22 protein-coding genes are annotated in these 23,061 nt (G+C 70.5%); 12 read left to right on the plus strand and 10 right to left on the minus strand.

Annotated features, from left to right (window positions below):
* The first annotated feature begins 73 nt into the window (after nucleotides 1-73).
* Nucleotides 74-1,327 carry a 3-phosphoshikimate 1-carboxyvinyltransferase gene (aroA, locus tag TR46_RS02250; protein WP_042392541.1) on the plus strand — a complete coding sequence of 418 codons (1,254 nt, stop codon included), beginning with the start codon at nucleotides 74-76 and terminating at the stop codon, nucleotides 1,325-1,327.
* Between the two features lie 118 nt (nucleotides 1,328-1,445).
* Here aroA and TR46_RS02255 read toward each other — a convergent pair whose 3' ends face one another.
* A complete protein-coding gene (locus TR46_RS02255) occupies nucleotides 1,446-2,117 on the minus strand; it encodes a pyridoxamine 5'-phosphate oxidase family protein (RefSeq protein ID WP_042392543.1) in 672 nt (223 codons plus the stop codon).
* 370 nt (nucleotides 2,118-2,487) lie between these two features.
* On the opposite strand from TR46_RS02255, the gene TR46_RS02260 reads away from it, so the two are divergent.
* The 5 genes from TR46_RS02260 (at nucleotide 2,488) to pyk (ending at nucleotide 10,098) form a co-directional block, all read left to right on the plus strand.
* Complete coding sequence (locus TR46_RS02260; protein ID WP_042392771.1) at nucleotides 2,488-3,981, plus strand: APC family permease; 1,494 nt, start codon at nucleotides 2,488-2,490, stop codon at nucleotides 3,979-3,981.
* Between the two features lie 155 nt (nucleotides 3,982-4,136).
* Nucleotides 4,137-5,111: a hypothetical protein gene (locus TR46_RS02265; RefSeq protein ID WP_042392544.1), complete on the plus strand. Its 975-nt coding sequence runs from the start codon at nucleotides 4,137-4,139 to the stop codon at nucleotides 5,109-5,111.
* A 158-nt stretch (nucleotides 5,112-5,269) separates the two neighbouring features.
* Nucleotides 5,270-7,417, plus strand: a complete 2,148-nt coding sequence (gene pta / locus TR46_RS02270) for a phosphate acetyltransferase (RefSeq protein WP_042392547.1) — start codon at nucleotides 5,270-5,272, stop codon at nucleotides 7,415-7,417.
* Complete coding sequence (locus tag TR46_RS02275; protein ID WP_042392549.1) at nucleotides 7,414-8,568, plus strand: acetate kinase; 1,155 nt, start codon at nucleotides 7,414-7,416, stop codon at nucleotides 8,566-8,568. The genes pta and TR46_RS02275 overlap by 4 nt, the downstream gene beginning before the upstream one ends.
* A 90-nt stretch (nucleotides 8,569-8,658) precedes the next feature.
* Nucleotides 8,659-10,098, plus strand: coding sequence for a pyruvate kinase (pyk, locus tag TR46_RS02280; protein ID WP_042392551.1), 1,440 nt, complete (start codon nucleotides 8,659-8,661; stop codon nucleotides 10,096-10,098).
* A 97-nt stretch (nucleotides 10,099-10,195) separates the two neighbouring features.
* Here the strand turns inward: pyk and TR46_RS02285 are convergent, their stop codons facing one another.
* The 4 genes from TR46_RS02285 to TR46_RS02300 form a co-directional block, all read right to left on the minus strand.
* Nucleotides 10,196-11,569 (minus strand): hypothetical protein, encoded by a 1,374-nt coding sequence (locus TR46_RS02285; RefSeq protein ID WP_042392553.1) that lies wholly within the window; start codon nucleotides 11,567-11,569, stop codon nucleotides 10,196-10,198.
* On the minus strand, nucleotides 11,562-12,119 hold the full coding sequence (locus tag TR46_RS02290; RefSeq protein WP_052432495.1) for a DUF6114 domain-containing protein: 558 nt from the start codon (nucleotides 12,117-12,119) through the stop codon (nucleotides 11,562-11,564). The genes TR46_RS02285 and TR46_RS02290 overlap by 8 nt, the downstream gene beginning before the upstream one ends.
* A gap of 158 nt (nucleotides 12,120-12,277) precedes the next feature.
* Nucleotides 12,278-12,934 (minus strand): DUF6230 family protein, encoded by a 657-nt coding sequence (locus tag TR46_RS02295; RefSeq protein ID WP_042392555.1) that lies wholly within the window; start codon nucleotides 12,932-12,934, stop codon nucleotides 12,278-12,280.
* A gap of 624 nt (nucleotides 12,935-13,558) precedes the next feature.
* Nucleotides 13,559-14,530, minus strand: a complete 972-nt coding sequence (locus TR46_RS02300; RefSeq protein WP_084717767.1) for a tetratricopeptide repeat protein — start codon at nucleotides 14,528-14,530, stop codon at nucleotides 13,559-13,561.
* Nucleotides 14,531-14,774: 244 nt separating this feature from the next.
* Here TR46_RS02300 and TR46_RS02305 point away from each other — a divergent pair, with 244 nt between their 5' ends.
* A complete protein-coding gene (locus tag TR46_RS02305) occupies nucleotides 14,775-15,413 on the plus strand; it encodes a TetR/AcrR family transcriptional regulator (protein WP_042392565.1) in 639 nt (212 codons plus the stop codon).
* Here TR46_RS02305 and icmA read toward each other — a convergent pair.
* The 4 genes from icmA to TR46_RS02325 all read right to left on the minus strand — a co-directional run bounded on the left by icmA (nucleotide 15,389) and on the right by TR46_RS02325 (nucleotide 18,364).
* The gene (gene icmA / locus TR46_RS02310; protein ID WP_042392567.1) at nucleotides 15,389-17,047 is read right to left on the minus strand and encodes a coenzyme B12-dependent isobutyryl-CoA mutase large subunit; all 1,659 of its coding nucleotides are present in this window, start codon (nucleotides 17,045-17,047) and stop codon (nucleotides 15,389-15,391) included. The two genes, TR46_RS02305 and icmA, sit on opposite strands and share 25 nt — an antisense overlap.
* A 109-nt stretch (nucleotides 17,048-17,156) precedes the next feature.
* Nucleotides 17,157-17,501, minus strand: coding sequence for a DUF3817 domain-containing protein (locus tag TR46_RS02315; protein WP_236655175.1), 345 nt, complete (start codon nucleotides 17,499-17,501; stop codon nucleotides 17,157-17,159).
* Nucleotides 17,502-17,533: 32 nt separating this feature from the next.
* Nucleotides 17,534-18,064 carry a MarR family winged helix-turn-helix transcriptional regulator gene (locus TR46_RS02320; protein WP_042392569.1) on the minus strand — a complete coding sequence of 177 codons (531 nt, stop codon included), beginning with the start codon at nucleotides 18,062-18,064 and terminating at the stop codon, nucleotides 17,534-17,536.
* 21 nt (nucleotides 18,065-18,085) lie between these two features.
* Nucleotides 18,086-18,364 carry a DUF3817 domain-containing protein gene (locus TR46_RS02325; RefSeq protein ID WP_042392779.1) on the minus strand — a complete coding sequence of 93 codons (279 nt, stop codon included), beginning with the start codon at nucleotides 18,362-18,364 and terminating at the stop codon, nucleotides 18,086-18,088.
* Between the two features lie 125 nt (nucleotides 18,365-18,489).
* Between TR46_RS02325 and TR46_RS02330 the strand changes: the two genes are divergently transcribed.
* Genes TR46_RS02330 through TR46_RS02350 form a run of 5 tightly spaced genes read left to right on the plus strand, consistent with a single transcriptional unit; the run spans nucleotide 18,490 to nucleotide 21,878 of the window.
* Nucleotides 18,490-19,260 carry a DUF2127 domain-containing protein gene (locus TR46_RS02330; RefSeq protein ID WP_042392571.1) on the plus strand — a complete coding sequence of 257 codons (771 nt, stop codon included), beginning with the start codon at nucleotides 18,490-18,492 and terminating at the stop codon, nucleotides 19,258-19,260.
* Nucleotides 19,261-19,292: 32 nt separating this feature from the next.
* The gene (locus TR46_RS02335) at nucleotides 19,293-19,931 is read left to right on the plus strand and encodes an AIM24 family protein (RefSeq protein WP_042392573.1); all 639 of its coding nucleotides are present in this window, start codon (nucleotides 19,293-19,295) and stop codon (nucleotides 19,929-19,931) included.
* Complete coding sequence (locus TR46_RS02340) at nucleotides 19,931-20,578, plus strand: AIM24 family protein (RefSeq protein ID WP_042392575.1); 648 nt, start codon at nucleotides 19,931-19,933, stop codon at nucleotides 20,576-20,578. The genes TR46_RS02335 and TR46_RS02340 overlap by 1 nt, the downstream gene beginning before the upstream one ends.
* Nucleotides 20,575-21,333 (plus strand): AIM24 family protein, encoded by a 759-nt coding sequence (locus tag TR46_RS02345; protein ID WP_042392579.1) that lies wholly within the window; start codon nucleotides 20,575-20,577, stop codon nucleotides 21,331-21,333. The genes TR46_RS02340 and TR46_RS02345 overlap by 4 nt, the downstream gene beginning before the upstream one ends.
* 41 nt (nucleotides 21,334-21,374) lie before the next feature.
* The gene (locus TR46_RS02350) at nucleotides 21,375-21,878 is read left to right on the plus strand and encodes a MarR family winged helix-turn-helix transcriptional regulator (RefSeq protein ID WP_042392581.1); all 504 of its coding nucleotides are present in this window, start codon (nucleotides 21,375-21,377) and stop codon (nucleotides 21,876-21,878) included.
* A 190-nt stretch (nucleotides 21,879-22,068) separates the two neighbouring features.
* On the opposite strand, the gene meaB is transcribed toward TR46_RS02350, so the two are convergent.
* The gene (gene meaB, locus TR46_RS02355) at nucleotides 22,069-23,013 is read right to left on the minus strand and encodes a methylmalonyl Co-A mutase-associated GTPase MeaB (RefSeq protein WP_042392584.1); all 945 of its coding nucleotides are present in this window, start codon (nucleotides 23,011-23,013) and stop codon (nucleotides 22,069-22,071) included.
* Between the last annotated feature and the right edge of the window lie 48 nt (nucleotides 23,014-23,061).

The raw sequence follows: 23,061 nt of genomic DNA on the forward strand, positions 1-23,061 counted from the left end.
GAGGGGCACGGCCGCCGCGTCCGGTGTGCGGACGCGGCGGCCCGGCCCTCCGCCGTCGATCTAGGCTCTCCCCATGACCGCCGTCCAGATCCCCGGCTCGAAGTCCGTCACCGCCCGCGCGCTGTTCCTGGCCGCGGCCGCCGAAGGCACCACCGTGCTGCGCCGTCCACTGCTGTCGGACGACAGCGAGGGCTTCGCCGAGGGTCTGAGCACGCTCGGCTACCGGCTGGACCGGCAGCCCGAGCGCTGGACCGTCGAGGGCCGCCCGGCCGGACCCGCCGTCGACGAGGCGGACGTCTACTGCCGCGACGGCGCCACCACCGCGCGCTTCCTTCCCACCCTCGCCGCCGCCGGACGGGGCACCTTCCGCTTCGACGCCTCCGAGCAGATGCGCCGCCGCCCGCTCGGCCCGCTCACCGGGGCGCTGCGCGAACTGGGCGTCGACCTCACCCATGAGCTGACCGAGGGCCACCACCCGCTGACCGTGCGCGCGGACGGCATCAAGGGCGGCGCGCTGACCCTGGACGCCGGGCTCTCCTCGCAGTTCCTCACCGCACTGCTGCTGGTGGGGCCGCTGACCGCCGAAGGCCTCGACATCACTGTCTCCGACCTGGTCTCGGTCCCCTACGTGGAGATGACGCTGGCGATGATGCGGCGCTTCGGCAGCGACGCGCGCCGGGTCGGCGACACCTTCCGGGTACCGCCGCGGCCCTACCGGGCCACCGACTACCTGATCGAGCCGGACGCCTCCACCGCCAGCTACTTCCTCGCCGCCGCCGCAGTCACCGGACGCACCGTCACCGTCCCGGGCCTGGGCTCGGACTCGCTGCAGGGCGACATCCGCTTCGCCGAGGTGCTCCGGCGGATGGGCGCCGAGGTCGAGCTGACGCCCGACTCGGTCACCGTCACCGGCCCGGAACGGCTCCAGGGCATCACCGTGAACATGCGCGACATCTCCGACACGGTCCCCACCCTGGCCGCGATCGCCCCCTTCGCCGAGGGCCCGGTCCGGATCGAGGACGTCTACAACACCCGGGTCAAGGAGTGCGACCGGCTGGCCGCGTGCGAGCAGAACCTCACCGCGATGGGGGTGCCGGTCAGCACCGGCCGCGACTGGATCGAGATCCACCCGGCCCGCCCGACCCCGGCACACATCGCCTGCCACGGCGACCACCGCATCGCCATGTCCTTCAGCGTTACGGCCTTCGGCCTGGCGAAGAACGGCATCCCGGGCGGCGTCACGCTCGACGACCCGGGCTGCGTCCGCAAGACGTTCCCGGGGTTCCATGAGGCACTGGCTGCGGTACGCGGAGAGTGGCAGCTGTGAGGGTGGCTTGTCGCGCAGTTCCCCGCGCCCCTATGGGTCTGCAACTGGCTCAGTTGCACAAGCCAGGGGCGCGGGGAACTGCGCGACAAGCCACCTCCGGCCTGCACCCGACCACAGATCAGACCGCACCCACCCGCGCAACGACGTGCGACGGCGCCGCGACGCCCGCGGCCAGCGCCGGGTCGGCAACGGGCTCGCCCCAGACCTGGTGCAGCGGCAGCACCCCCGCCCACAGCCCCAGTTCCGCGTCCGGCCCGTCCCCGTCCTCCGGCGGCCCCGCGCTGACCTTGACCGAGGCCTCGTCCAGGCCGATGGCCAACAGGCTGGTCGCGGCAAGCTCCTTGCGGTTGGGGCGGCGGGCGTAGTCCCACTGCCCGGGAGCCGACTGCTCGCTCAGCACCCGCAACCCCTCCAGCTTCTCCTCCGCGTCGGTGACCAGCCTGGGGACGCCGTAGACCATGGCGCAGCGGTAGTTGACGCTGTGTTCGAACACGGACCGGGCCAGCACCAGGCCGTCGACATGGGTGATGGTCACGCAGACGGTCGCCCCGGGCGAGGCGAGCAGGCTGCGGCTGGCGGCCGAGCCGTGGAAGTAGAGGGTGTCCGCGGTGGCCCCGTAGACGGTGGGGACGACCATCGGCGTCCCGTCGACCAGGACGCCCAGGTGGCAGAGGAACCCCGCGGCGAGCACGGCGTCCAACTCGGAACGCTCCGTGCGCCCGTTCTCCCGCAGCCGACGGAGCCGGGTGCGGTCGGTTCCGGACAGGACAGCTCGTGAAGTTTCAGGCATTTGACATCCATAGGTCAACGAAATCAGTTGCGATCATCGAATTCTTGCATGGATTCCGCAGTTGTGAAGGACCAGTAAACGAAATCCGCCAAAGCATTGCCAGAAGGGCGAAGGGACGGGCACCATATGGCACGCATTGAAGCCACTGGTGCCGAAGCGGCAATCCCGCCTCCGGAAACCCCTTGGACACACTCCCGTTGAGCGATCGTTCGACGGATCTGCTTGAGTTCCCGCGGCACCATCTGCTCCCTCAGCACCCGCACGTACCCCTTGCCGTACGCACCCCCCGCCGTGAGTCCCCGTTGCCGCGCCCCCGCGTGCCGCATCCTCCGGCGGCGGCCCCAGGAGAGGCACCACTTTGTCCAACGACATATCTGTCGAGAGCAGGGGCGGCCTGCGGGCCAATGTGCTCAGCGGCTTCGACACCGTCATCATGGCCCTGGCAGGCAGTGCCCCTGCCTACTCACTGGCCTCGACCACCGCGGTCCTGGTCGGCGCGGCCGGGCTGGTCAGCCCGGCGGCCCTGCTCTGGTGCGCGATCCCGATGCTCGGCATCGCCTGGGCCTTCAACTACCTGGGCCGGCTGGACGTGAACGCCGGCGCCAGCTACTCCTGGGTCGGCCGCGCACTGCACCCCGCGCTGGGCTTTCTGAGCGGCTGGTCGCTGGTGGTCTCCGCGACCATCTTCATGGTGGCCGGCTCCCTGCCCGCCGGGCAGTACACCCTCTCGCTGTTCAGCGACAGCGCCGCGAGCAACACCTGGGCCTGCATCGGGGTCGGCGCGGTGGCCTTCCTGGTGATGGCGCTGCTGGTGCTGCTGGGCGCGCGGATCACCGCGCACGCCCAGTGGATCATGACCGGTATCGAGGTCGCCATCCTGGTGGTCTTCGGCGTCGCGGCCCTGGTGCACGGCGGCACGGCGGCCACCTTCTCCTGGTCCTGGCTGTGGGGCTTCGGCCACTTCGGCGGGATCTCCGGCTTCGCCGGCGCGGCCCTGATCGCCGCCTTCTACTTCTGGGGCTGGGACGTCACCGCCAACCTCAGCGAGGAGACCAGCAACAGCAAGAAGAACTCCGGCCTCGGCGGCCTGGTCGGCGTCGTCGCCGTGTTCGCGCTGTTCGAGGTGGTCACCATCGCGGTGAACATGATCATCAGTCAGAAGGAGATCCTGGACGCGAACTCGGCGCCGCTGCTGACCACCCTCGGCAATGTGGTCTGGCCCGGCGCCGGCGGCAAGGTGCTGGTGATCGCGGTGGTGCTGTCCACCATCGCCACCCTGGAGACCACGCTGATCCAGGTCACCCGCTCGCTGTTCGCGATGGGCCGGGACAAGACCATCCCCGCCGTCTTCGGCAAGTCCCACTCGCGTTGGCAGACCCCCTGGGTCGCCATCCTGGTGGTCGTCGTGGTCTCGCTGGGCCTGTTCGTCGCCTCCAACTCACTGGGCAGCGTCACCAAGATCATGGGCTATGCCGTCGCCGCCATCGGCCTGCAGATCTCCGTCTACTACGCGCTGGCCGGGCTGGCTGTCGTGGTGGCCTACCGCAAGCTGGTGCTGAAGTCCTTCTCCAACGCCATCTTCGTCGGCCTCTGGCCGCTGGCCGGCGCCGTCTTCATGGGCTTCCTCTTCGTCGAGAACTGCATGACCCTCGACCTCACCACCATCCTGATCGGCCTGGGCGCGCTGGCCATCGGCATCATCCCGATGGCGTACTACTGGGCCAACGGCAGCGACTACTACCGCCCCGGAGCGGTCCGTCTGGACGCCACCGCCGCCGACCAGGTCGACGCGATGTACGGGAAGAGCACCCTGACCGCCGCGGGCACCGGGAGCAGCGGAGCCGGTCTGGCGACCGATATCTGACCGCACTTCAGCTGACATAGCGTCAGATATGGGCAGTAACGAGACATTTACAGACAGCCAGTAGCATCTGCGGGTGTCGGCTCCGGTTCGTCCGGATCCGACACCCGCTGTCGGCACTTCCGCTCCACTTACTCCGGACGAGAAGCGGTCCTCCCATGGCCAGATCAAGACGACGCACCACCACCGCCGTTAGATTCGATCCCACCTTCGGCGACGTTGCGCTCGCCACCGCCCGGCAGGACCTCGTGGTGGGCCGCTGGCAGGGGGCCCGCGACCTGCTCAGGGAGACCGGCAGGGACTGGGACCGACGCACCCACCGGCTACGACTGCTGGCGGACGCGGCGGCCGGCATACGCACGGTGGAGACCTGGCAGTCCGCCGAGCCGGACAACCCGGACGCGCTGGTGCTGCGCGCCGAGACCGAGGTGATGCGGATCTTCGCGGCGGTCGCCGAGGCCAACCGGAGCTCGGGAGCGCCGCCCGCCTCGCAGGACAGCCTGGACCGGGGCCACCTGGACCGCGCCGCCCGGATCTGCCTGCAGGCCTCCGAGCGCAATCCCGCCGACCCGCTGCCCTGGGTCTCCCTGATGACCCTGGCCCGCCTGTACGGCCAGGGCCATCCCCATGTCTGGCACTGGTGGCGCGAGCTGCAGGCCCGGGACCCCTACAGCCGCGAGGGCCACCACCAGGTGCTGCGGCACCTCTCCGCGCGCTGGCACGGCTCGCACGGCGAGATGTACAACTTCGCCCGCGACAGCGCCGCCTTCGCCCCGCACGGCTCCCCGCTGGCCGCGCTCACCCAGGCCGCCCGGGCGGAGCACTACCGCCAGCGGGTGGAGACCGAGGGCGCCGCCGCGGTGGGCCTGACCTACCACTGGAACCACGAGGTCGCGGTGCAGGCCCTGCACAGCACCATGCGGCAGTGGATCGACCACCGCAGCGGCATGGAGTACGCCCAGGACGTGGCCGACCTGAACACGCTGGCGCACGGCCTGGTCCATGCGGGCCTGACCACCGAGGCCGCCGAGGTGTTCCGCCAGTTGGGCGACCGCCCCACCCGGGCGCCCTGGTCATACACCGGCAACGCGGAATCCGTGTTCGACCACTGGCGGGCCCAGTTGGCCCGCTGAGCCCTGGCCCCGCACCGGGAATCCACCGCGATCCCACCGGGCGCGCCCGGACCGCCGGTGCGAAGGTAGGGTCGTTGATCGGGGCTGGCAGGAGGCATCGTCCGCGCCGGGCCCTTCCACAAGTGGCAGTGGCCAGGCAGAGCGAACGGAGTGCCCCCGTGGCGCGCAGTGTCTATGTGACCGGGATCGGCAGGGGGGACGGCCGGCAGGTCGTCGAGCTGGGGGTCATGGAACTGCTGACCCGTCAGGTCGACCGGGTCGGGGTGTTCCGTCCGCTGATGCACTCGCGCACCGACCACGTGGTGGAGCTGCTCCGTGGCCGCTACCGGATCGACCTCGCCTCCGAGGAGATGTACGGGCTCAGCTACGACGAGGCCGCCGCGCTGCAGGCCGAGCGCGGGCCGGACGAGCTGATCGGGATGCTGGTGGACCGGTTCCGGGCGCTGGAGCGCCAGTGCCAGGCGGTGCTGGTGCTCGGCACCGACTTCGCCGCCACCAACATCCCGGACGAGCTGGCCGTCAACGCCCGGCTGGCCAACGAGTTCGGCGCCTGGGTGCTGCCGGTGGTCGGCGGCCACCGGGAGAGCGCCGACACCGTGGTCGCCGAGGTGCGCAACGCCCATCGCGCCTACTCCGACCTGGGCTGCAGCATTCTGGCCATGATCGCCAACCGGGTCGCGGGACGGGACAAGCAGGAGGTCCACCGCCGACTGGCCGCCCGTCCGGACGAACCGGTCTACGTCATCCCGGACGAGCCCGCGCTCTCCGCGCCGACGGTGGCCCAGGTCGTCGACACCACCGGCGCGGAGGTGCTGCTCGGCGACGCCTCCGGGCTGGCCAGGGACGTCCGCCGGTTCGTGTTCGGCGGGGCGATGCTGCCCAACTTCCTCGGCGCGCTCTCCGAGGGCTGCCTGGTGATCACCCCGGGCGACCGGGCCGACCTGCTGATCGGCTCGCTGGCCGCCCATGCGGCGGGCTCCCCGCCGATCGCCGGGGTGCTGCTGACCATGGGCGCGAGCCCCGGCGCCGATGTGATGCGGCTGGCCGCACGGCTGGCTCCGGGCATCCCGGTCGCGGTGGTCCCCGAAGGCAGCTTCTCCACCGCGACGGGCCTGTCCACGCTGGAGGGCCGGCTCACCGCCGCCAGCCCGCGCAAGGCCGAGACCGCGCTGGGCCTGTTCGAGCTGCATGTCGACACCACCGAGCTGACCAGCCGGATCGAGCTGAGTCGCTCCGAGCGGGTCACCCCGATGATGTTCGAGCACGAGCTGCTGGAACGGGCCAGGGGCTCCCGCCTTCGCGAGGTGGTGCTTCCCGAGGGCACCGAGGAGCGGGTGCTGCGCGCCGCCGAGGTGCTGCTGCGCCGCAATGTCTGCCACCTCACCCTGCTCGGCAGCGAGGACGCGATCCGCAAGCGCCTCGCCGAACTCGGCATCGACCTGGGCCTCGACCGCGCCGACGACGAACCCGGCCACGGCGCCCGGGCCGGGGTGGTCGACCCGGCCACCTCGCCGCTGCGGGACCGCTTCGCCGAGCGCTACGCCGAGATCCGCCGGCACAAGGGCATGACCGTGGAGGCCGCCCAGGACGTGGTCACCGACGTCAGCTACTTCGGCACCCTGATGGTCCAGGAGGGCCTCGCCGACGGCATGGTCAGCGGCGCCGTCCACTCCACGGCTGCGACCGTCCGCCCGGCCTTCGAGATCATCAAGACCTCGCCGGGGGCCGCGATCGTCTCCTCGGTCTTCTTCATGTGCCTGGCCGACCGGGTGCTGGTGTACGGCGACTGCGCGGTCAACCCCGACCCGGACGCCGAGCAGCTCGCCGACATCGCCATCCAGTCCGCGGAGACCGCCGCCCGCTTCGGCGTCGAGCCGCGGATCGCCCTGCTCTCCTACTCAACCGGCACCTCCGGCAGCGGCGTGGACGTCGACAAGGTCCGCAAGGCCACCGAGATCGTCCGCAGGCTCCGCCCCGACCTGCTGGTCGAGGGCCCGATCCAGTACGACGCCGCGGTGGAGCCCAAGGTCGCCGCGACCAAGCTGCCCGGCTCCGCGGTGGCCGGCCGGGCCACCGTGCTGATCTTCCCGGACCTGAACACCGGCAACAACACCTACAAGGCCGTGCAGCGCTCGGCCGGCGCGGTCGCGGTCGGCCCGGTGCTCCAGGGGCTGCGCAAGCCGGTGAACGACCTGTCCCGGGGCGCGCTGGTCCAGGACATCGTCAACACCGTCGCCATCACCGCGATCCAGGCCCAGCAGGCAGCAGCCGCGACCGCCGCCGCGACCAAGGAGCAGCAGTCATGACCGCGGCCTCCCGCGTCCTCGTCCTCAACTCCGGTTCCTCCTCGGTCAAGTACCAGCTGATCGAGATGACCGACGCCAGCCGGCTCGCCTCCGGCCTGGTCGAACGAATCGGCGAGCGGGACTGCCCCGACCATGCCACCGCCCTGGCCCGGATCGCCGACGAGCTGGCCCACCGGGGCCTCGGCGTGGACTCCCCCGGGCTCGCCGCCATCGGCCACCGCGTGGTGCACGGCGGCAGCCGCTTCACCGCTCCCACCCTCATCACCGACGAGGTGCTGGACGCGGTCAGGGAACTGGTCCCGCTCGCGCCGCTGCACAACCCCGCCAACATCACCGGCATCGAGGTCGCCCGCAAACTGCGGCCCGACCTGCCCCAGGTCGCGGTCTTCGACACCGCCTTCCACACCACCATGCCGGAGAGCGCCGCCCGCTACGCCATCGACACGGAGACCGCGGACCGCTACGCGGTGCGCCGCTACGGCTTCCACGGCACATCCCACCAGTACGTGTCACGCCGTGTCGCCCGACTCCTGGGAAAGTCACCCGAAGCGGTGAATGTGATCGTGCTGCACCTGGGCAACGGCGCCAGCGCCTCCGCGGTGGCCGGCGGCGTCTGCGTCGACACCTCGATGGGGCTCACCCCGTTGGAGGGCCTGGTCATGGGCACCCGCTCGGGCGATCTGGACCCCGCCGTACTGCTGCACCTGCACCGGGTCGGCGGGCTGTCCGTGGACGAGATCGACACCCTGCTGAACCGCCGCAGCGGCATGCTCGGCCTGTGCGGCGACAACGACATGCGCGAGGTCGGCCGACGGGTGGCGGAAGGCGACCCGGAGGCGAAGCTGGCCTTCGACATCTACATCCACCGGCTGCGCAAGTACATCGGCGGCTACTACGCGGTGCTGGGACGGGTGGACGCGATCGCCTTCACCGCCGGCGTCGGCGAGAACGCGGCCGATGTCCGCGAGGCCGCCGTGGCCGGCCTGGAGGCGCTGGGCATCGACCTGGACCCGGCGCTGAACTCGGTGCGCTCGGCCGAGCCCCGGGTGGTCTCCAGGGCGGACTCGCGGGTGGCGGTCGCGGTGGTGCCCACCGACGAGGAGCTGGAGATCGCCCAGCAGGCATTCGGCCTGGTCGGCAAGGCCGAGTAGGCCGGATGGAGCCGCAGGGCCGTGCCGCCCGACCGACTGTGCTATTTGACCGAATATGTACCCGAAAGGCGACCCGATAGAATGAGCCATATGCGCCGAGCCAAGATCGTCTGCACCCTGGGTCCCGCGACGGACAACTTCGAACAGTTGAAAGCACTGATCGAAGCTGGAATGAACGTCGCCCGTCTGAACATGAGTCACGGCGTCCACGCCGACCACGAGGGGCGCTACAGGAACGTACGCGCCGCCGCCGAGTCGACCGGACGCGCCGTCGGCGTCCTCGCCGACCTGCAAGGCCCGAAGATCCGTCTGGCCACCTTCGCCAACGGCCCGGTCACGGTGGAGAACGGTGACACCTTCACCATCACCACCGAGGACGTCCCGGGCGACCAGCACATCTGCGGTACCACCTACAAGGGCCTGCCCGGCGATGTGAAGCCCGGCGACCCGGTCCTGATCAACGACGGCGTGGTCGCCCTGGAGGTCGTCAGCGTCGACGGCCCCCGCGTGGTCACCCGCGTCGTCGAAGGCGGCGTCCTCTCCAACAACAAGGGCATCAACCTGCCCGGAGCAGCCGTCAACGTCCCCGCCCTGTCCGAGAAGGACAAGGAGGACCTGCGCTTCGCGCTGGCCCTCGGCGTCGACATGGTCGCCCTCTCCTTCGTCCGCAACGCCGCCGACATCAAGGACGTCCACGAGGTCATGGACGAGGTCGGGATCCGCGTCCCGGTCATCGCCAAGGTCGAGAAGCCGCAGGCGGTGGAGGCCATGGAGGAGATCGTCCTGGCCTTCGACGCGGTGATGGTGGCCCGCGGCGACCTCGCCGTCGAGTATCCGCTGGAGCGGGTGCCGCTGGTGCAGAAGCGCCTGATCACCCTGTGCCGCCGGAACGCCAAGCCGGTCATCGTCGCCACCCAGATGATGGAGTCGATGATCACCGCCTCGCGCCCCACCCGCGCCGAGGCCTCCGACTGCGCCAACGCCATCCTGGACGGCGCGGACGCGGTCATGCTCTCCGCCGAGTCCAGCGTGGGCAAGTACCCGATCGAGACCGTGCAGACCATGTCGCGGATCATCGAGGCGGCCGAGGAGGAACTGCTGTCGCAGGGCCTCCAGCCGCTGAACCCGGGCCGCAAGCCGCGCACCCAGGGCGGCGCCGTCGCCCGCGCCGCCTGCGAGCTGGGCGACTTCCTCGGCGCCGAGGCGCTGGTGGCCTTCACCAAGTCCGGTGACACCGCCCGCCGGCTGTCCCGCTACCGTTCCCCGATCCCGGTGCTGGCCTTCACCCCCGACGCCTGCACCCGCAACCAGCTGGCCCTGAGCTGGGGCGTGGAGACCTTTGTGACCCCGCAGGTCGGCAACACCGACGCGATGGTCGACCAGGTCGACGAGGCGGTCCGCGGACTGGGCCGCTACACCGACGGCGACACCCTGATCGTGACCGCGGGTTCGCCCCCCGGCGTGGTCGGCACCACCAACATGCTCCGGGTGCACCACCTGGGCGAGAGCGGCAACGGCGGCAAGCGCTGACGCTGCGCGGGAGCCGCAAGCCGCCGCGGGACGACGAAGGGCCTGTCCGGTCAGTCCGGACAGGCCCTTCGTCGTGTGCCGACCAGGGGTGGGGTGGTCAGCTCAGCGGGGTGTAGTACAGGTGCATGCCCGGGATGGTCAGGTTGCCGCCGGTCTGGCCCGCCTGGATCGCCGTGGCGTTGGTCAGTTCCAGCGTCAGCGGGATCGGCACCGAGCCGATCAGGTCGTACAGCCAGGCCGGCAGGGTGTCCGGGGTCAGCGTCAGGCTGACGCCCAGCCAGGCCAGCGGGATGCCCTCGGCCTTGGACAGTGTCCCGGAGAGGCTGGTCACGTACATCGTGACCGTGCCCCCGCGCATCGTGGACGTCGTGCCCGAACCGCCTTGGACGTGCAGCTTCCGGCCATCCTGCGGTGCGGACATGTCCAGGTTGTCGATGTTCACCTCCTGAGCGGTGAACTTCAGCACCCGGACGTCGCCGCCGGCCGTGTGGACCGTCTTCACGCCCCAGAACTGAGCGTTGATCAGCTCCAGCCGACTGGTCTTCAGGGTCCACGGGTCCACCGGGAAGGTCCCGGCCGGCAGGGTCTCCACCGGAGCGGCCAGCTTGCTGGCGTCACAGAGCTTGTTGGCCGCCGCGGCCGCCGAAGAGCTCGGGTTCGCCGAGGCACTGGCGGTGGGGCTCGCCGGCGCACTGGAGGAGGCGCTGCTGCTGGGCGACGCGGTCGCACCGGCCGAACTGCCGGCCGCCGGCGCCGAAGCGGAGGGAGAGGCGGCGGCAGAGGTGGCCGCGGCACTCGGGGTCGAAGCGGTCGCGACTGCGGCGGCACGCGGGGCCGTCGTGGGGGAGGCGCTGGCGGAGGGACTGGCCGTGGCCGCACTGGCGCTCTTGCCGCTCAGCAGGCCGCCGAGGCCGTCCAGCAGGCCGGTGATCGGGTCCGTGGACTTGGTCGCGGCCTTGGTCGTGGCCGAGGCCGACGGGGTCGCCGCGGCGCCGGCCGGGGACGAGGCGCTGGGCGCGGCCGTGGCCGCGGTGGTCGCGGCGCTCTTCGTGGCCGCCCCCAACCGCTTCTGCACGGAGGCGGACGCGGACGACGCGGCGGCGCTCGGCGAGGCCGTCGCGGTCTTGGCGGCGCTCTTCGCGGCGCTGCTCGCGCTGCTGCTTGCGCTCGGCGTCGCCGCCGAGGAGGCCTGGGTGCACTCCGCGCCGGTCGCTCCCGCGCTGGGAGTCGCCTGCGCGGTGCTGGTCGAAGCGGTCTTGGACGCGTCGGCGGCGAACGCCAGCTTGGGCGCGATCGAACCCACCAGCAGCGCCGTCGGCACGGCGGTCATCGCCAGCATCCGTCCGACCGGGAGCTGCATCCGGTCGCGCACGCTCATCCTGGGGGCCGCGTGGCGCGCGCCGGAACGGGGCGGGGCGGGCTGCTCCGAGGGGATGGGACGGTCCGACCGGTTGGAGTCGGGGTCACTCACTTGTCGTCTCCTCCTGGGCGGGCTGGGCGGGCTCACCAGCGTGACGGCCGTTCTGGTCAGCCATCAGGTGGTTGAGCTTCACCTCTTCCTCGTCATCGGTGTCGTCACCGGTCTCGGCATCGGCCGCGGGCTTCTCCGGCTGCTCCTTGTTGGGCGCCCAGGAGCACACCAGCGCCCCGCCGATCAGCCCGGGGAACAGGCCCAGGCCGAAGCCGCCGAAGTTGGACACCGGCAGCGACACCAGCGCCAGCACGATGGCAGCGATCCCCGCGAAGGTCCGGATCAGCGGCTGGAACCACACCGAGATGCCCAGGGCGAGCAGCAGCAGCCCGATGACCGCCGCACCCGCGCCCGCGGTCGTCGCCATATGGATGCGCAGGGCGCCGACACTCAGGTCGTTGTACGGGAAGTACATGATCGGCAGGCTGGCCAGGGCCACGAGCAGTCCGCCCCAGAAAGGGCGGCTGCGGCGCCAGTTCCGGAAGGCCCGGCGTCCCTTGGCGAAGGCGTTCCCGGGCTCGGGCCGCGCCGGTACGGTCGCGCTCGTCACGTGGCGACTCCCTGGTGGAGTAGTGCATTCGGCTGGAGTGGTGCGGAACGTTCGGGAACACAGCGGGGAGGGACCTGGGCCCCTCCCCGACAGTGTGGTGCGGAGCCTTTCTGAGTCCTACCGGGGGGCCGGGGGGTGGACCGGCCGCACCCGGTGGGTCAGAAGCAGCCCTTGGAACCCGAAGCGAGAGACATGTGCAGGCCGTTCAGCGAGAACGTGGAGGCGGAGGTCGCCCACGCGGTCTGCTGGACGCCGGTCAGCGTCGCCGAGTCGGCTTCCTGAGCGAAGGCGCCCGCGCTGGTCGGGTCGCCGTTGTGGGTCCCGGCCCCGCCGAGCGCGCCGGTCGCGACACCGATGTTGATGCCGTTGAACGTCGCGGTGTCGGCCTTGAGGTCGGTCATGTCGATGTAAAGCGACTTCGCGTCGACCTCAGGACCGGTGGCCTTGCCCGTCACCGGGTCGTACGAGCCACCGGCGTTGATGGTGAGCGTGTACGACCCGAACGGGGTGGGGAAGTCCACCGACTGGCACAGCTGGTTGATGGTGGCCGAGCTGAAGCCCGAAACCGCCACCGGCACAGCCGTGTTGGAGTTGGTGGCCTGGCTGGTGTCATGCGAAAGGACGGTGCCGTACTGGGTGAAGCCCTGACCGACCAGCTTGCCGGCCGACACCTTGAACTGCTGCCCGGAGACGCTGAATGACGCTGCGAGCGCACCCTGGGCGATGCTGACGCCGACCGCAGCCGTGGCAGCGATGGTCGGAACCATGACAACGGCGAACCGCTTCCAGCGGGTCCTGCCGAAAGTCTGGGACATAACGAGGTCCTCCTTCTCGGACGTACATCTCCGGCCTGCCCCGCTTGGGCCCCGGCCTGGGATGGGGAGAAGAGCTACGTCCTCGGGAAGGGGAGCGCGTCGGCTGCGGGCTTGAGCTCGTGAGCACGAATTCTCTTGATCGGCAGCATCGGCGATCACCCCCGAGTGACAACCACATGCCGCGCTGGGTACGCGGCAGGGTGAGGACAGGCTCCACCGGACGGGGCTGGAGACCCCCCTGTCCTCAAGAGACCGGATCGCCGGCCCCTGCCCGGTGGGGATTCCGCGTCCACTCCCCCGACTGGCCGTCGAGGCGGTGGACAAGGACCGGGCGTGCCCGATGTTGGTCCAAACGGGGCCGCTGCACAAGTAGTTCATTACTGACGAGTAAGGAGTGCGTGAACCCAGAGGGGCAGATGAACGGCACCTGAACTACGGAGCGTGACATCCCGGAGGTCCAGCACCTGGGCAAAGTGCCGATACACCCATCAATCCGGCGACGATCGCCACGCACGGTGACTACCGCCGCCGGATGTCAAGATTTGGTAAACACGTGCTCTTGTCCCGACTTTGTCGCCAAATCTCCAGGATTCCCACAAACCCGCGCAGTGAACCGCAGAGCCCTCAGAACAGCTTGCGCGCCAGCGCCCCGCGCGCCTTCACCACCCGCTGGTCCTCGGCCCCGATGACCTCGAACAGACCCAGCAGGTGCTGGCGCACCCGGTCGCGGTCTTCGCCGAAGGTCCGGCCCACCAGGTCGACCAGCCGGCCGAAGGCGTCGTCCACATGACCGCCCACCAGGTCCAGGTCCGCCGCCGCCAGTTGGGCCGCGATGTCGTCGGGCTGCTCGGCCCCGGCCTTGCGCACCGCCTGCGGGTCCATGACCTGCACCCGCTGCAGCAGTTCGGCCTGCGCCAGCCCCAGCTTGGCCTCGAAGCTGCCCGGACGGTCGGACAGCACATTGCGGTAGGCCTGGATCGCTCCGCCCAGGTCGCCCCGGTCCAGCGCCTCGTGCGCGGCGGACATCGCCGGATCGGCCGGCTCGGGCTGCTCCGCGGGCTCGCCGGCGGCACCGCCGGAACGGGCGCCGACCTCGCCGACGATGCCGAAGCGCTGCTCGGCGACGGTGATCAGCTGGTCCAGCAGCTGCCGGATCTCGGCCTCCTGGGCCGGACCCTCGAACAGCGGGACGAGCTGACCGGCGACGACCGCGAGCACCGTCGGCAGGTCCCGGATCTGGAGCTGGCGGGCCAGGTTCTGGCTGTTCCTGATGTCGACCCTGGCCAGGACGAAGCGGCCGTCGTACTCGGCCGCCAGCTTCTCCAGGACCGGGTTGAGCTCCTCGGCCGGGGCGTACCCCTCGGCCCAGAAGTTCAGTACCACCGGCACCTCGGCGGACAGCGGGACGACCTCGGCCTCGAACTCGGCCTCACTCACATCGAAGACCAGGGGCCCGGCCGAGGGGACCTCGCCGCCCTCCTGGGCCTGGCGGGCGCGGGCTGCGCGGGCCTGCTCCGCCTTCTCGGCGGCCTCCGCCGCCGCCTTCACCGCGGCGAGGTCGACCGCGCCGCGCATGGACATGTTCCGTGGCTGCATGGGCCTATCCTCCCCCGTCCAAGCGCTCCGGTGTGAATCGCCCACTGCATCAGGTGTGCGCGGATCCCCATCCGCGCGGCAGCGTGGTTGTCACTTCTTTCGCTACGAGTCGTAGCGTATATCCCCACCACCCCCGGGCGCACGCACTTCCGCGTGAACTGCGCCACTCCGATGCGCACGGGTGTTCCCAGCTCCGCAGTCCACTCGGATAACCTCCGTGGACCCCCCGTCGCAAGGAACCCCCATGACCGAAGCCGCCGCCCCGCGCAAGGGCCGTCCCCGCAGCGCCGACGCCGATGCCGCGATCCTGGCCGCCACCAGGGAGGCCTTGGCGGAGCTGGGGTGGGGCGGGGTGACCATGGGGGACGTCGCGGTACGGGCCGGGGTGGCGAAGACGACGCTGTACCGGCGCTGGCCGTCCAAGAACGAGCTGGTGGTGGACGCCGTCGCGGTGCTGTTCGACGAACTCCGGATGGCCGACCTCGGCAGCCTGCGGGCCGACATAGAAGCCGTGGTGCGGCAGTTCGCCGGGCTGCTGGCCCGGCCGGAGAGCCAGGCCGCCCTGCTGGCGCTGTTCGCCGAGGCCAGCCGGGACCCGGCGCTGCGGCGACGGGTCCGGGAGGCGATCATCGATCCGCAGAAGCGGCTGGTCCATCAGGGCCGCGCCGCCGCGCAGGCCCGCGGCGAGCTGGCCCCGGACGCCGGCCCCGAGGCGGCCCGCGAGGACGTCGACATCATCTTCGACACCATCGCGGGCGCCGTCGAGCACCGCATGCTGGTCAGCGGCGAGTGCGCCTCACCGGAGTGGATCAGCCGCTTCACCACCCTGCTGCTGACCCCGCTGACCTCGAAGCCGGATCAGAACCCGGCCGGCTCCGTGTAGGTCCCCCACTCCGCCCGCAGCACGTCGCAGATCTCACCCAGGGTGGCCTCCGCCCGGACCGCGTCCAGCATCGGCGGGAGCATGTTGCTGCCGTCCCGTGCCGCAGCCAGCATCGCGTCCAGCCCGGCCCGCACCGCCGCCTCGTCGCGCGCGGCCCGCCGCGCGGCCAGTTCGCGGACCTGCTCGCGCTCGACCTCGTGGCTGACCCGGAGGATCTCCAGCGGCGGGGTGACGCTGCCGGTGTGGCAGTTGACGCCGACCACCCGCTTCTCGCCCTTCTCCACGGCCTGCTGGTAGACGAAGGCCGCCTCGGCGATCTCCCCGGTGAACCACCCGTTCTCGATACCGCGCAGGATGCCGGCCGTCATCGGTCCGCCCTGGTGCCCGGGTTCGCCCATGTCCTGGATCTTCTGGAAGATCGCCTCGGCCTGCGCCTCGATCCGGTCGGTCAGTGCCTCCACGTACCAGGAGCCGCCCAGCGGGTCGGCGACATTGGCGACGCCGGTCTCCTCCATCAGCACCTGCTGGGTCCGCAGCGCGATCTCCGCGGCCTGCTCGGAGGGCAGCGCCAGGGTCTCGTCCAGGGCGTTGGTGTGCAGCGAGTTGGTGCCGCCCAGCACGGCCGACAGCGCCTCCACCGCCGTGCGCACCACGTTGTTGTAGGGCTGCTGCGCGGTCAGCGAGACCCCGGCCGTCTGGGTGTGGAACCGCAGCCACTGCGCCTTGTCCGTCTTCGCCCCGTAGACGTCCCGCAGCCAGCGGGCCCAGATCCGGCGGGCCGCGCGGAACTTGGCGATCTCCTCGAAGAAGTCCAGGTGCGCGTCGAAGAAGAAGGACAGCCCCGGCGCGAAGACGTCCACGTCCAGCCCGCGCGACAGCCCCAGCTCCACATAGGCGAAGCCGTCGGCCAGGGTGAACGCCAGCTCCTGCGCGGCCGTGGAGCCGGCCTCCCGGATGTGGTAGCCGGAGACCGACAGCGGCTTGTACGCGGGGATCCGCTCGGCGCAGTACTCCATCAGGTCGCCGATCAGCCGCAGATGCGGCTCGGGGCCGAACAGCCACTCCTTCTGGGCGATGTACTCCTTGAAGATGTCGGTCTGCAGCGTCCCGTTGAGCACACCGGGGTCCACGCCCTGCCGCTCGGCCGCGACCAGGTACATGCAGAACACCGGTACGGCGGGCCCGGAGATCGTCATCGAGGTGGTGACCTCGCCCAGCGGCAGCCCGGCGAAGAGCACCTCCATGTCCGCCGCCGAGTCGATGGCCACCCCGCAGTGCCCGACCTCGCCCTGGGCGCGCGGGTCGTCCGAGTCCCGTCCCATCAGTGTGGGCATGTCGAAGGCGACCGACAGCCCGCCCCCGCCGGCGTCCAGGATCATCCGGTAGCGCTCATTGGTCTGCTCGGCATTGCCGAACCCGGCGAACTGACGGATCGTCCAGGCCCGCCCCCGGTACCCGGTGGCGTACAGCCCGCGGGTGAACGGGAACTCCCCCGGCCACCCGATCCGGTCCGGCGCCCCGCCGTCCTCCGGGCCGTACACCGGCTCGACCGGGTCACCGCTCAACGTACTGAAGTCGGCGTCACGCTTCCTCGCCGAGTCGTACCGCTGCTGCCACCGCTCACGTGCGTCCACCGGGCGACTCCATCGTCAGGCGCCAATTTAGTAGGATGTCCTAGTAATTCTAGCGCGCAAAAGAGGCGCGCCCCAGGGAGACGCGCCTCACACTCGGGAGTCGACGGGCTCAGGCGTCGACGAGCGACACGGCTTCCTCGTCGACCTGCGCACGGATGCCCGCCATCACCTTGCGCTCGGCGATGAAGGAGCAGGTGGGCACGGTCCCGGCGAGGATGATCAGCGCCATCCGGCCCATCGGCCAGCCCAGCTTGTTGCCCAGGGTGAACGCGAGCACCACGTAGACCACATAGGCCCAGCCGTGGATGAAGCCCACGACACCCACCACGGAGGCGGCCCCGTCGACGTTGAAGACGTACTCCGCGATGCAGGCAAGGGTCAGCACGATCAGCCCGACGCCCGTCACATACGCGAGCACCCGGTAGGCAGTCAGCAGACGATTCGACTTGTTCACGGAACGAGCGTAGCCAGCCAAAAGTGGATCTCTCACACCGCCCCGGGCTCCACGGCCGGCTCGGTGAAGTCGCCCGCCGCTATCCGCAGCGGACGCAGCAGCTCGAACATCTCCCGACAGCCGGCCTCGTCGTAGCTGCCGAGCCCGAAGTCCATCGCCACCAGGTCGCGGGTGGCGTCCTCGACGACCCTCCGCCCCCGCTCGGTGATGGCGGCCAGCACCCCCCGGCCGTCCAGCGGATTGGGCCGCCGGGCGACCAGCCCGGACCGCTCCAGCCGGTCCACCGTGTTGGTGACGCTGGTCGGATGCACCATCAGCCGCTCGCCGATCTTCGACAGCGGCAGCTCGCCGGCCTGGCTGAAGGTGAGCAGCACCAGTGCCTCGTACCGGGCGAAGGTCAGCCCGTAGGGCTTCACCACCGCGTCCACCTGCGCCAGCAGGATCTGCTGGGCCCGCATGACCGAGGTGATCGCCGCCATCGACGGCACGGCGCCCCAGCGCCGCGCCCACAGTTCGTCGGCACGGGCGATGGGGTCGAAGGAGAGGCTCAGCGGCTTGGGCACGCCCTTACCGTACCGTCAGGATCAGACCGCGACGGCGGGGGCGGTCAGGCCCTCCCGCTCCTCCCGGCCCAGCAGCCGCTCGGCGTAGAAGCCGCCGCCGGGCAGCACCGAGAGCAGCAGCACCCACGCGGCGTGCCTGAAGCTCCACTGCTGGGCGTACCAGGCCCACAGCGCGAACACCACGTAGAAGATGAACAGGATGCCGTGCAGCATCCCCAGCACCGGCACCGCGTTGAACGAGGTCGTGTACTTCAGCACCGTGCAGACCAGCAGCAGGACGAACGAGAGCCCCTCCGGCATGGACACCAGACGCAGGCGGTGGACGGCACTGTTCTTCACAGGGGAACCCTTCGGGAAGCGAACGACGTCCCCCAGTATCTCCGACCGATATTCTGCTCTCGCCATCGGCCTTCAACGGGGGACTCATGAACTGGGACTGGAACCGGCGTACCTGCTCACGGCGCGGGCACGTCACCTACGCGCCCGCCGAGCCGCACCTGCACGAGCACCTGCACGCCGACACCGCCCTCGGCGACGCCTGGCGCTGCCTGCGCTGCGGAGACTTCACCCTCGGCGAGCCGCACGGCAGCGGCAAGGCCGAGGACGCCCCGCTGGTGCTCCGCGGCAAGGCGCTGCGCGACCTGTTCATCCTCCGGGTCCTCGCCGTGGAACGGCTGATCCGCGGGGTGTTCATCGTCCTGGTGGCGATCGCCGTGTGGAAGTTCAGCAACAGCCAGACCTCGGTGCAGCAGTTCTTCAACGACAACCTCACCCTGTTCCAGCCGATCGCCCAGCACTTCCACTACGACCTCAACAACTCCCCCATCGTGGGCACCATCCAGAAGACCTTCAGCTACAAGCACTCCACGCTGGAGATCACCGCCGCCGCGCTCCTGGTGTACGCCCTGATCGAGATCGTCGAGGGCTTCGGCCTGTGGGCCGCCAAGCGCTGGGCCGAATACCTCACCGTGGTCGCCACCGCGGCGTTCCTGCCGCTGGAGATCTACGAGCTGACCGACAAGGTCAGCTGGATCAAGATCGCCACACTGCTGATCAACGTCCTCGCGGTGGTCTACATCCTGCTGGCCAAGCGGCTGTTCGGGCTCCGCGGCGGCGCCGCCAAGTTCGAGGCGGAGCGGCACACCGCCTCGCTGCTGGAGGTGGAGACCTCGGCCGGCGAGCACGCGCGCACCTGACAACGCCGTACCGGCCCCATTACGGTGTGCGCGTGGCTCAGTTTCGAATGCAGGGCTCGCGGGTGCTCGCGGTGGATCTCGCCGGGGACAGCGTGAAGGCCCGTAACGGCTCCATGGTCGCCTACGACGGCCAGATGACCTTCAAGCGGATGTCCGGCGGCGGCGAGGGCCTGCGCGGCCTGGTCACCCGGCGGATCACCGGCGAGAAGATGACCGTGATGGAGGTCCAGGGCCAGGGCACCTGCTGGTTCGCCGAGCGCGCCACCGAGATCAACCTGGTCCGGCTCTCCGGCGAGCGGCTGCACGTCGAGGCGAGCAACCTGCTCTGCACCGAGGCGACGCTGCGCACCGGCACCGAGTTCACCGGGCTGCGCGGCGCCTCCGAGGGCCACGGCCTGTTCACCACCAAGGTGGAGGGCCAGGGCTGGGCCGCCGTCACCTCCGACGGCCCGGCCGTCATCCTCCGGGTCGCCCGGGGTCTGCCGCTGCGGGTCGACCCGGGCGCGTACGTCGCCCACACCGGCAACCTCAAGCAGAGCTTCCGCACCGACGTGACGTGGCGCGCGGTGGTCGGCGAGACCGGCGGCGAGAGCTTCCAGATCGAGTTCGAGGGCGACGGACTGGTCTACGTCCAACCCTCCGAACGCCGCACCTTCGCAGGTGACGCCTGATGCTCACTCAGATCAACAGCAAGATGGTGGAAGCCTCCGTCGTGCCGGGCCAGCGGCTGTTCAGCCAGCGCGGGGCGATGCTCGCCTACCGCGGCGAGGTGACCTTCACCCCCAACATCATGGGCGGCCAGGGCGGCATCGGCTCCATGCTGGGGCGCCGGATCGCCCACGAGGACACCCCGCTGATGACCGTCGAGGGCAGCGGCAGCGCGATGTTCGGCCACGGCGGCCACCACACCCACGTGATCGCGCTCGCCGGCGACACCCTCTACGTCGAGGCCGACCGCCTGCTGGTCTTCGAGGGCTCGCTCCAGCAGTCGACCATGTTCATGGGATCCCAGGGCGGACTCCGCGGCATCATCCGCGGCCAGGCCACCGGCCAGGGCCTGTTCACCACCACCCTCACCGGCCACGGCGCCGCCGCGGTGCTGGCCCACGGCGGGGTGTTCGAGATCCCGATCACCCCGGGCCGACCGGTCCACGTCGACCCGCAGGCCTATGTCGCCCACCGCGGCGAGGTGCGGAGCAAGGTCAGCACCTCCATCGGCTGGCGCGAGGCCGTCGGCCGCGGCTCCGGCGAGGCCTTCCAACTCGAACTGACCGGCAACGGAACGGTCTTCGTCCAGGCCAGCGAGGAGAAGCTGTGACCGGCCCGGTGATCTGGGACCCCTCGACCCTCCCCGTCGACGACAACGTCAACCCCTATGCCTTCTCCGTCGCCCTCGACGGCCGCTGGTTCCTGCAGAAGGGCAAGATGGTCGCCTACTACGGCAACATCTCCTTCCACCCCATCGGCTACGGCGCGCTGGACTCGCTCATCTCCACCAGCTTCCACTCGCCCACCCACGCCGCCGACTGGGTGGTCGCCGAGGGTCGGGGCCACATGATCCTGGCCGACCGGTCCTACGACGTGAACTCGTACGACCTGGAGAACGGGAACCTCACCGTCCGCTCCGGCAACCTGCTCGCCTACGCGCCCACCCTGGCCCTGAAGCAGTCGATCATCCCCGGCTTCCTCACCCTGATCGGCTCGGGCAAGTTCGTCGCCGCGTCCAACGGCCCCGTCCACTTCGTGGAGCCACCCATTCGGGTGGACCCGCAGGCCCTGGTCGGCTGGGCCGACTGCCCCTCCCCCTGCCACCACTTCGACCACGCCTACATGCGCGGAGTCCTCGGCGGGGTGCGCCGGCTCACCGGCATCGGAGGAGCCTCCGGCGAGGAGCACCAGTTCGAGTTCGTGGGCGCGGGCCAGGTTCTACTGCAGTCCACCGAGGTCCTGATGACCGAACTCGCCACCGGTCTGGTGGCCGACGAACCCGGCATCCCCGGCCAGGCACCGCCTCAGCAGGGCGGCCAGATGCGGCCGAACCTCGGGGCGCTGGGACAGCAGCTCGGATTCTAAAAGTAGTACAACTTTAAACAATCACAGGTATCATCTCCCCCATGGACACCAGCGAGAAGACGGCTCCGCCCCAGGCTCCGGACGAAGCCCCCTGGCTCACCGCCGAGGAGCAACGGCTCTGGCGTGCCCACCTGGAGGTCGGCCGGCTCCTCGGCTACCAGATGGAGCGCGGGCTCCAGCCGTTCGGCCTGGCCATCAACGACTACACCATCCTGGTCGAGCTCTCCGAGGCCCCCGAGCGCCGGATGCGGATGACGGACCTGGCCGTGGCCACCCTCCAGTCCAAGAGCCGTCTCTCCCACCAGATCACCCGCATGGAGGCCGCCGGCCTGGTCACCCGCGAGGGGTGCCCCGGCGACCGGCGCGGGCTCTACGCCGTGCTCACCGAGCACGGGTGGGAGACCATGCGGCAGGTCGCCCCGCACCATGTCCGCAGTGTGCGCGAGCACTTCATCGATCGGCTCGAACCCGAGCAGATCTCCTCGATGTACGAGTCGCTCGCGCCGATCGCCGAACACCTGCGCAACCTGCGCGGACGAAGCTGAGCTTCGTGGTCGGCGCGGGTTGCCTGCGGCGCGGGTGGTTGCATGGCAGCGGGGGCGGGCCGGGGCGGGGCAGTCGCTCTGGGGCCTGCTCCAGAATGAGTCCGTAAGCGTGCTTCCGCCTTTGAGCGGCGATGACTCATTCTTCGCTTTGACGGCGCCTGCCGCGACCACCCCGCCCCAGGCGGCGTCTTCAGATGTTGGTGATGCCGGCGATCAGCTCGTCCGCTGCCGCGTAGGGGTCCGACTGACCGTCAGCGACCTTTTGGGCCAAGGCCGGTAGGCGTTGATCGCCGTGCAGGTGGTCGAACCTGTGGCGCAGGGCGGTGAGGGCGATGGTCTCGATCTCCTGGGCCGCGCGGCGCTGCCTGCGTACGGCCAGTTCGCCGTGCTCGTCCATCCAGGCACGGTGCTTCTCCAGGGAGTCGACCAGTTCCTCGACGCCCTCGGAACGGGCTGCCACCGTCTTCACGATCGGTGGCTGCCAACTGCGGCTCTCGCCCAGGCCCAGCATGTGCCGCAGCTCGCGAGCCGTGGCGTCCGCACCGTCACGATCGGCCTTGTTGACCACATAGACGTCGCCGATCTCCAGGATGCCGGCCTTCGCGGCCTGGATCCCGTCCCCCATCCCGGGAGCCAGCAGCACGACCGTGGTGTCGGCCTGGGCGGCGATCTCGACCTCCGACTGCCCCACACCCACCGTCTCGACCAGGACGACGTCGCACCCTGCCGCGTCCAGCACCCGGATGGCCTGGGGCGCCGCCCAGGCCAACCCGCCGAGGTGGCCCCTGGTGGCCATCGAGCGGATGTAGACGTCCGGGTCCGTCGCATGGTCCTGCATCCGCACCCGGTCACCCAGCAGCGCGCCGCCGGAGAACGGCGACGAGGGGTCGACCGCCAGCACGCCGACCCTCCGCCCCAGCCGTCGGTACGCGCTCACCAGGGCAGACGTGGTCGTGGACTTGCCGACCCCCGGCGAACCGGTCAGACCCACCACATAGGCGTTCCCCGCCAGCGGCGCCAACGCGGCCATGACCTCGCGCAGCTCCGGCGACGCGCTCTCCACCAACGAGATCAGCCGTGCGACGGCGCGGGGGCGGCCCGCCCGTGCCTGCTCGACCAGTGTGCCGACGTCCATACCAGCCAATCTTTCCCATGGCGTTGCCGCCTGTCTTTTCTTCCCCCT

The organism is Streptacidiphilus carbonis (genome assembly GCF_000787775.1).
Classification (GTDB): domain Bacteria; phylum Actinomycetota; class Actinomycetes; order Streptomycetales; family Streptomycetaceae; genus Streptacidiphilus; species Streptacidiphilus carbonis.

Coding starts and splice junctions, on each gene's coding strand:
- aroA (WP_042392541.1), top strand. CDS start 74: ATGACCGCCGTCCAGATCCCCGGCTCGAAGTCCGTCACCGCCCGCGCG.
- TR46_RS02255 (WP_042392543.1), bottom strand. CDS start 2,117: ATGCCTGAAACTTCACGAGCTGTCCTGTCCGGAACCGACCGCACCCGG.
- TR46_RS02265 (WP_042392544.1), top strand. CDS start 4,137: ATGGCCAGATCAAGACGACGCACCACCACCGCCGTTAGATTCGATCCC.
- TR46_RS02275 (WP_042392549.1), top strand. CDS start 7,414: ATGACCGCGGCCTCCCGCGTCCTCGTCCTCAACTCCGGTTCCTCCTCG.
- pyk (WP_042392551.1), top strand. CDS start 8,659: ATGCGCCGAGCCAAGATCGTCTGCACCCTGGGTCCCGCGACGGACAAC.
- TR46_RS02295 (WP_042392555.1), bottom strand. CDS start 12,934: ATGTCCCAGACTTTCGGCAGGACCCGCTGGAAGCGGTTCGCCGTTGTC.
- TR46_RS02300 (WP_084717767.1), bottom strand. CDS start 14,530: ATGCAGCCACGGAACATGTCCATGCGCGGCGCGGTCGACCTCGCCGCG.
- TR46_RS02305 (WP_042392565.1), top strand. CDS start 14,775: ATGACCGAAGCCGCCGCCCCGCGCAAGGGCCGTCCCCGCAGCGCCGAC.
- TR46_RS02325 (WP_042392779.1), bottom strand. CDS start 18,364: ATGCCGGAGGGGCTCTCGTTCGTCCTGCTGCTGGTCTGCACGGTGCTG.
- TR46_RS02330 (WP_042392571.1), top strand. CDS start 18,490: ATGAACTGGGACTGGAACCGGCGTACCTGCTCACGGCGCGGGCACGTC.
- TR46_RS02340 (WP_042392575.1), top strand. CDS start 19,931: ATGCTCACTCAGATCAACAGCAAGATGGTGGAAGCCTCCGTCGTGCCG.
- TR46_RS02350 (WP_042392581.1), top strand. CDS start 21,375: ATGGACACCAGCGAGAAGACGGCTCCGCCCCAGGCTCCGGACGAAGCC.
- meaB (WP_042392584.1), bottom strand. CDS start 23,013: ATGGACGTCGGCACACTGGTCGAGCAGGCACGGGCGGGCCGCCCCCGC.